This window comes from Mycobacterium sp. E3198 (genome assembly GCF_001667015.1).
Classification (GTDB): domain Bacteria; phylum Actinomycetota; class Actinomycetes; order Mycobacteriales; family Mycobacteriaceae; genus Mycobacterium.
On the sequence record NZ_LZIS01000107.1, the window covers coordinates 21,573 to 27,973 of the forward strand.

At 69.7% G+C, this 6,401-nt stretch carries 8 protein-coding genes; 5 read left to right on the forward strand and 3 right to left on the reverse strand.

The window, feature by feature from the left end:
* Positions 1-4: 4 nt before the first annotated feature.
* Positions 5-340 carry a lsr2/espR transcriptional regulator gene (locus tag A5673_RS12090; RefSeq protein ID WP_068231900.1) on the reverse strand — a complete coding sequence of 112 codons (336 nt, stop codon included), beginning with the start codon at positions 338-340 and terminating at the stop codon, positions 5-7.
* A gap of 182 nt (positions 341-522) precedes the next feature.
* Here A5673_RS12090 and A5673_RS12095 point away from each other — a divergent pair, with 182 nt between their 5' ends.
* Together A5673_RS12095 and A5673_RS12100 are read left to right on the forward strand one after the other, a co-directional pair.
* Positions 523-1,305: a gluconate 2-dehydrogenase subunit 3 family protein gene (locus A5673_RS12095; RefSeq protein ID WP_068231903.1), complete on the forward strand. Its 783-nt coding sequence runs from the start codon at positions 523-525 to the stop codon at positions 1,303-1,305.
* Complete coding sequence (locus tag A5673_RS12100; RefSeq protein WP_156748127.1) at positions 1,298-2,995, forward strand: GMC oxidoreductase; 1,698 nt, start codon at positions 1,298-1,300, stop codon at positions 2,993-2,995. The genes A5673_RS12095 and A5673_RS12100 overlap by 8 nt, the downstream gene beginning before the upstream one ends.
* On the opposite strand, the gene A5673_RS12105 is transcribed toward A5673_RS12100, so the two are convergent.
* The gene (locus A5673_RS12105; RefSeq protein WP_068231909.1) at positions 2,979-3,746 is read right to left on the reverse strand and encodes an alpha/beta fold hydrolase; all 768 of its coding nucleotides are present in this window, start codon (positions 3,744-3,746) and stop codon (positions 2,979-2,981) included. The two genes, A5673_RS12100 and A5673_RS12105, sit on opposite strands and share 17 nt — an antisense overlap.
* 63 nt (positions 3,747-3,809) lie before the next feature.
* Here A5673_RS12105 and mhuD point away from each other — a divergent pair, with 63 nt between their 5' ends.
* The 3 genes from mhuD to A5673_RS12120 are packed head-to-tail and all read left to right on the forward strand — an operon-like array spanning position 3,810 to position 6,229.
* Entirely contained in the window at positions 3,810-4,130 is a 321-nt protein-coding gene (gene mhuD / locus A5673_RS12110) for a mycobilin-forming heme oxygenase MhuD (RefSeq protein ID WP_068231916.1), read from the forward strand.
* Positions 4,123-5,469, forward strand: coding sequence for a serine hydrolase (locus tag A5673_RS12115; RefSeq protein ID WP_231971025.1), 1,347 nt, complete (start codon positions 4,123-4,125; stop codon positions 5,467-5,469). Before mhuD ends, A5673_RS12115 begins: the two co-directional genes overlap by 8 nt.
* Positions 5,470-5,473: 4 nt before the next feature.
* Entirely contained in the window at positions 5,474-6,229 is a 756-nt protein-coding gene (locus tag A5673_RS12120; protein WP_082958691.1) for a hypothetical protein, read from the forward strand.
* Between the two features lie 77 nt (positions 6,230-6,306).
* Here A5673_RS12120 and A5673_RS29995 read toward each other — a convergent pair.
* On the reverse strand, positions 6,307-6,401 hold a 95-nt coding region (locus tag A5673_RS29995), incomplete at its 5' end, for a hypothetical protein (protein WP_231971031.1).

Below are 6,401 nucleotides of genomic sequence, written 5' to 3' on the forward strand. Positions count from 1 at the left end.
AGCGTTACTGCGGGCTCCCCGCACGCAGGTCCTCCAGCAGCGCCACCCGGTCGCTGAGCACCCCGGTGAGGACCTTGCGCGCCACCAACAGCAGTTCGGCGATATCGGGTGAGGCGATCGAGTAGATCATCGTGTTGCCGTCCCGGTGCGCGTCGACCACACCCGCCCGGCGCAACACACCCAACTGCTGGGAAAGGTTGGACGATTCGAGCCCCACCTCGGGCAACAGCTCGGCGACCGACTTGTCCCCCGCGACGAGCAGCTCGAGGACCCTGATCCGCGCCGGGTGACCCAACGTCTTGAAGAACTCGGCCTTGACCTTGTACAGCGGCTCCGACACGCCGGCGCTCCTGAGGATTCGTTGGATTCTCGTTATGAACAGTTGAAGAATTTATCAAATGTTCCCGCGGCCCGCGCGGCGAGGTCCCGCGTGGTATCGCAGAGTCTGGCCTCGACGCAACCCGACACGCCGCCGGGCGAGCGTTACACCGGAGACTCAAATCTGCGTCTTACCCTGCCGATGTGCCCAGCGAGGAGGCCGCCGACGGATCCCGCTTGCCGCCGGTGTCCCGGCGCGCGGTGCTCGGCGGCCTGAGCCTGCTGCCGTTGGCCGCCGCCGTGCGCCTGCCGCCCGCGTCGGCCGACGCGGGCTATCGGTTCCTGTCGTCGCACCAGGCCGCGGTGCTCGACGCCGCCACCCGCCGGCTGATCCCCGGGCCGGCGGACTGCCCGACCGAGCTCGGCAGCCCCGGGGCCCACGAGGCGAACGTGGTGAACTACCTGGACCGCATGCTGTCGGTGTTCGACGTCGCGCCCGCGGACGTGCACGCCGGCGGCCCGTGGAGCAACCGCGCCGGCGGCTCCCAGGACTACATGGCCGCCTTCGTCCCGCTCAACCGCGCCCAGGCCTACGGGTGGCAGCAGCGGCTGACACAGCTGCGCAACCAGTACGCCAGCGGCATCGCGCTGCTCGACGAGCAGGCCGGCGGTGACTTCACGGCGGTGCAGGCGGTCCGACAGGACCTCATCCTGGCCCACGGGCCGGCGGCGGCGTTCGCCAACGTCCTGTTCGGCCACGCCATCGAGGCGATGTACAGCGTCCCCGAATACGGCGGCAACGCGAACCTGGTCGGCTGGAAGGACATCAAGTACCCCGGGGACTCCCAGCCGCGCGGATACACCCCCGCCCAGGTCGAAGCGATCCAGTGGGACGTGGTGGTCATCACCGACATCATCAACCGGCTGCGCCACGGCTGGGAACAGGTGATCTCCAAATTGGGCGGAAGGGGCGGCGTGAGTGCCTAAGGCGATCATCGTTGGCTCCGGCGCCGGCGGGTCGACGGTGGCGATGGAGCTCGCCCAAAGCGGTTGGGACGTCGTGATATTCGAAAAGGGGTCGAACTACTACACCAACCTGGATGGCACGGGCCCCCTCGGGACGACGTTCTCCAACGACGAACTCAAGTCGCTGTACCGCTATTTCGAGCAGCCGGACCCGCTGGCCTACCCGCGCACGTTTCGCGCCAACGCCGGCCAGGCCGCGAGCTACGTCGGCCCCGTCAACGAACTCCCGGTGACGGTCGGCGGCGGAACCACGCACTGGGACGCGAAGGTCCCGCGGTTCTGGGACATCGACTTCAAGGGGCTGTCGATGCTGGGCCCGCAGCCCGGCGCGGACGTGCAGGACTGGCCGTTCGAGTACAGCGAGATCGCCCCCTACTACGACGCGATCGAGACGCTGCTCGGGACGCAGGGCGACGTCCGGGCGATACCGGCGCTGTCCTTCAAGCACGCGCCGCGCACGCAGAATTTCCCGATGCCGCCGGGCCCGCAGCAGCGCTCCTCCACGCTGATCGCCAAGGGCGCCAAGCGCATTGGGCTGCACCCGTATCCGTTTCCGACCGCCATCAATTCGGTCGAGTACGACGGCCGCCCGGCGTGCAACAACTGCGGGTTCTGCAGCAATTACGGCTGCCCGACCTCGGCCCGGGTGGGCGCGCTGGCGCCGCTGCGCCTGGCGCTGCGGACCGGGCGGGCGCAGCTGCACCCCGAAACCACCGTCACCAAGGTCAACTTCACCGGCCGGCGCGCCACCGGCGTCTCGTATCTCGACCCGCAGGGCAATCCCGGCGGGGAGAGCGCCGACCTGGTGGTGCTGGCCGCCTCGGCGATCGAGACGTCCCGGCTGGCGCTGCTGTCCGGCCTGCCCGACGCCAGCGGACGGATCGGCGCCCGGCTGATGTTCCACAACTTCGTCGACGGGTTCGGCATCTACCTCGACCAGCGCGTGCACGCCTACCGCGGCCGCTCGATCACGCAGTGCATGGAGGATTTCTGCGACCCCAACTTCCCCGGCGCCCGCCTCGCGGCGAAACTGGCCGGGCTGCCCTACATCCGGGGCGGGCTGTGCGAGCTGGGCGGCAGCCAGGACCCGATCACCGAGGGCAAGTTCTACCAGGAGATCCTGGGGTTCCTGCCGGGGGTGCAGCTGTTCGGCAGCCCGTTCAAGGACCTGATGCGCGCCTCGCTGCTGCGCGACCGGCTCGCCGGCGTCAACTTCATCGGCACCGACCTGCCCTACCTGACCAACAACGTCACCCTCGACCCGACGGTGACCGACCTCAACGGCCAGCCGGTGGCGCGCGTGACCTGGGCACCCGGCCGGCACGAGGCCATCGCGCAGACGTTTTTCCTGGTGCCCATCACCGCGATGATGGCGGCCGCCGGCGCGCAGCTGTTCGCCGCCATCCCGGACGGCCTGGAGCGGAAACTGAGCGGCGGCACGCCGCCCAACACCAAGCACGTGATGGGCGGCATGCAGATGGGTGTGTCCCCGGCGACGAGCGTCGTCGACCCGAACGGGCGGATGCACCAGATGGACAACGTCTACGTCGCCGACGGCAGCGTGTTCGTCACCTCGGGCTGCCAGAACCCGACCAACACGCTCATGGCGGTGGCGCTGCGCACCGCGTTCGGGCTCACCGGACGGCGGTAGCCGCCAGGAAGGACTCCACCGCGCCCCGGTAGTCCCCGGGGGCTTCGTCGTGGACCAGGTGACCGGCCTGCGGGACATGCAAATACGTTGTCGGAGAGTCCGTTTCGGCCATCGCGCGCATCTGGCCCGGCGGGGTGACGGAGTTGCCGGCCTCCAGCAGCAGCGCCGGCACCCGCACGGCCTGCCACTGCGCCCAGTAGTCCCGGGTGCCCCATTCGGCGGCGATCTCGATCCATCGCGAGGTGTGCCCGTGCAACCGCCACCCGCTCTCCGTGCGGTCGAACGCGTCCAGGAAATACCGGCCGGCGACCGGCCCGAATTCGGCGAAAACCTGCTCGGCGGAATCGAATTCAACCGGAAGGGCGTGCAGCCACGGCTCCCAAGGCCCGGTGGTTCGGCCGCGGAAGTCGGGCGCCATGTCCTCGACCACCAGGGCCCTGACCAGGTCCGGGCGCTCGGCGGCCAGGCACCACGAGTGCAGGGCGCCCATCGAATGCCCCACCAGCCTGGCCGGCGCCCCGAGGGCGCCGACCGCGTCGGCCAGATCCGCCACGAAGCGTTCGGTGCTGATCGGGTGCGGATCGTCGACGTCGCGGCCCCGGTGCCACGGGGCGTCATAGGTGTAGACGGTGCCCAGCCGGGCCAGCCATCCCAGCTGCCGCGGCCACGTGGTGCCGCGGCCCATCAGGCCGTGCACCAGCACCAACGGCTCGCCACGGCCGCCGTGGCAGGTCAACAGATCGCCGGGCATAGCACCATCTTGCGTGGCCCGCCCGGGGGTTGGACAGCGGGAGCGGCGCGGTAGCCTAGCGGAATGCCGCATGTGGTGAAGATCAACGCAATCGAGGTGCCCGCGGACGCCGGCCCCGAACTGGAGAAGCGGTTCGCCCACCGCGCGCACGCGGTCGATCGGCAACCCGGCTTCCTCGGGTTCCAGCTGCTGCGCCCCATCAAGGGTGAAGACCGCTACTTCGTGGTGACGCACTGGGAGTCCGAAGACGCCTTCCAAGCGTGGGCGAAGGGACCCGCCATCGAGGCCCATGCCGGCGAGCGGGCCAACCCCGTGGCGACCGGGGCGTCGCTGCTGGAGTTCGAGGTCGTGATGGACGTTGCCGGCACCAAGCAGGGTGGCTAGCGGGCGGTCGACGCGGCGCCGGGTGGCGGCGTTGGGCGCCGCCGCGGCTCTGGTCGTGACGCTGGCGCCGGGTTGCGCTCCCTCGCCCGCCCCGCACGCGAATGCCGCCAACCCGGGGCACCAGATCGACACCCGGACGCCCCCGGGGATCCGGGCCCAGCAGACCCTGGACATGCTGAACTCCGACTGGCCCATCGGCCCGGTCGGCGTCGGCACCCTCGCCGCGCCCGACCAGGTCGAGTCGGTCGAGACCACCATGGAGGGGCTGTGGTGGGATCGCCCGTTCACCCTCGCCAGCGTCGACATCAGCGCCAGCGTGGCCACCCTGCACCTGGTTGCCTCGTACGGCGCACGCCAGGACATCCGGATACACACCGACGACGAGGGTCGGGTGGACCGGTTCGAGGTCGACACGCAGGCCCCGAAGGTCAACTCCTGGCACGACGTCGACGCGGTGTTGAGTAAGACCGGCGCCCGCTACTCCTACCAGGTCGCCAAGGTCGACGACGGCCACTGCGACCCGGTGGCGGGCACCAACACCCGCGAATCGCTGCCGCTGGCATCGATTTTCAAGCTGTACGTGCTGCACGCGCTGGCCGGCGCCGTCCGGACCGGGACGGTGTCGTGGGACGATCAGCTCACCGTCACCGACAAGAGCCGCGCGGTGGGCTCGTCGGGCCTGGAACTGCTTCCCGGGGACCATGTTTCGGTGCGGACGGCCGCCGAGAAGATGATCGCCACGAGTGACAACATGGCCACCGACCTGCTGATCGGGCGGATGGGCACGCACGCCATCGAGGAAGCGCTCGTGACGGCCGGCCATCATGACCCGGCCAGCATGACGCCGTTCCCCACGATGTACGAGTTGTTCTCCGTCGGCTGGGGCAAACCGGATCTGCGCGAGGAATGGAAACACGGCTCCAAGCAGGTCCGCGCCCGGTTGCTGCAGCAGGCGGATTCGACTCCCTACCAACCGGATCCGACCCATGCCCACACCCCGGCCTCGGCCTACGGCGCCGAGTGGTACGGCAGCGCCGAAGACATCTGCCGGGTGCACGCGGCGCTGCAGGCCGACGCTGTCGGCCCGGCCGCGCCCGTCAGGCAGATCCTGTCCGCCGTCTCCGGCATCCAGTTGGACCGCAACGTGTGGCCCTATATCGGCGCGAAAGCCGGTGGGCTGCCGGGCGATCTGACGTTCAGCTGGTACGCCGTGGACAAGAACCGGCAGCCCTGGGTGGTCAGCTTCCAGCTGAACTGGCCGCGCGATCACGGGCCCAGGGTGACCGGCTGGATGCTGCAGGTCGCCAAGCAGGTGTTCGCGCTCATCGCGCCCCAATAGCCTGGTGAGCGCTCACGAATCGCTGCTGGACACCTTTCCCGGGCGCCTGTTCATCGAGGACATGCGGTCACTCGGCGGCCTCGCTATCCCCGAGCGGCTCGTCCGGGCCGCGGCCTCGGCCGTCGGCAGCTACCTCTACTCGGATCGCTGTCGTGACGTCGCGCACCTCGACGTGAACGACGCGGAGCTTCGCGCGTACGACGCCGCGGGCCTCGCCGCCCTCTCGGCGCTGCCCTCGTTCGGGTCGCCGCAGATCCATCAGGGCACCATCGGCGAATTGCGGGCGCCGCGCGTCAGGAATCGAAAGCGCCTGAGCGCGTTGCCCGATGGCGCGTTCTGGACCTCCACCCCGATCACCGACGTCGACGACACCTGGACCCTGTGCGGCGAGAACCTGAAGCGCGAAAGCCCGCGCTGGGAAGTGCATTTCGACGCCGCGCGGGTTCGCGTGGCGCGGATCGACTCGGCCGCCGAGTGGGCCGACCTGATCGAATCGCATTCGATCACGGCCGGCGGTTGCAGGTACCCGGACTGGCCGGCGATCCCGGAGTGTTGGGACGCCGTGCACCTGTCGCCCCTGGGATTGCCGCTGGCCCATCCCAAGATCTCGGCCATCCCGTTCACCACGACCGACGGGTCGGGCTACGCGCACAGCGAAGCGGGGCCGTACGCCAGCGTCGCGGATTGGTCCACCGTCTCCACGGCCTGGCTGCGTGAACCGCCGGGCGTGGAGATCAGGCCGGCGCCGGGCGCCGAGTGAGTCTGGGGATAGGCGACTCGCGAAGTCGGTAGTGCATGGCACCCGGCATTCTTTGTGCCGCAACCGGTTTCCCGCGCCTAGTTGTTGGTGTTTGGTGGGGGTTGGGGTTGGAAGGGTGTGTACCACCACCAGTCGGCGCGTTCGCCGAGGGGCCCGGGGTAGGGCTTGACGG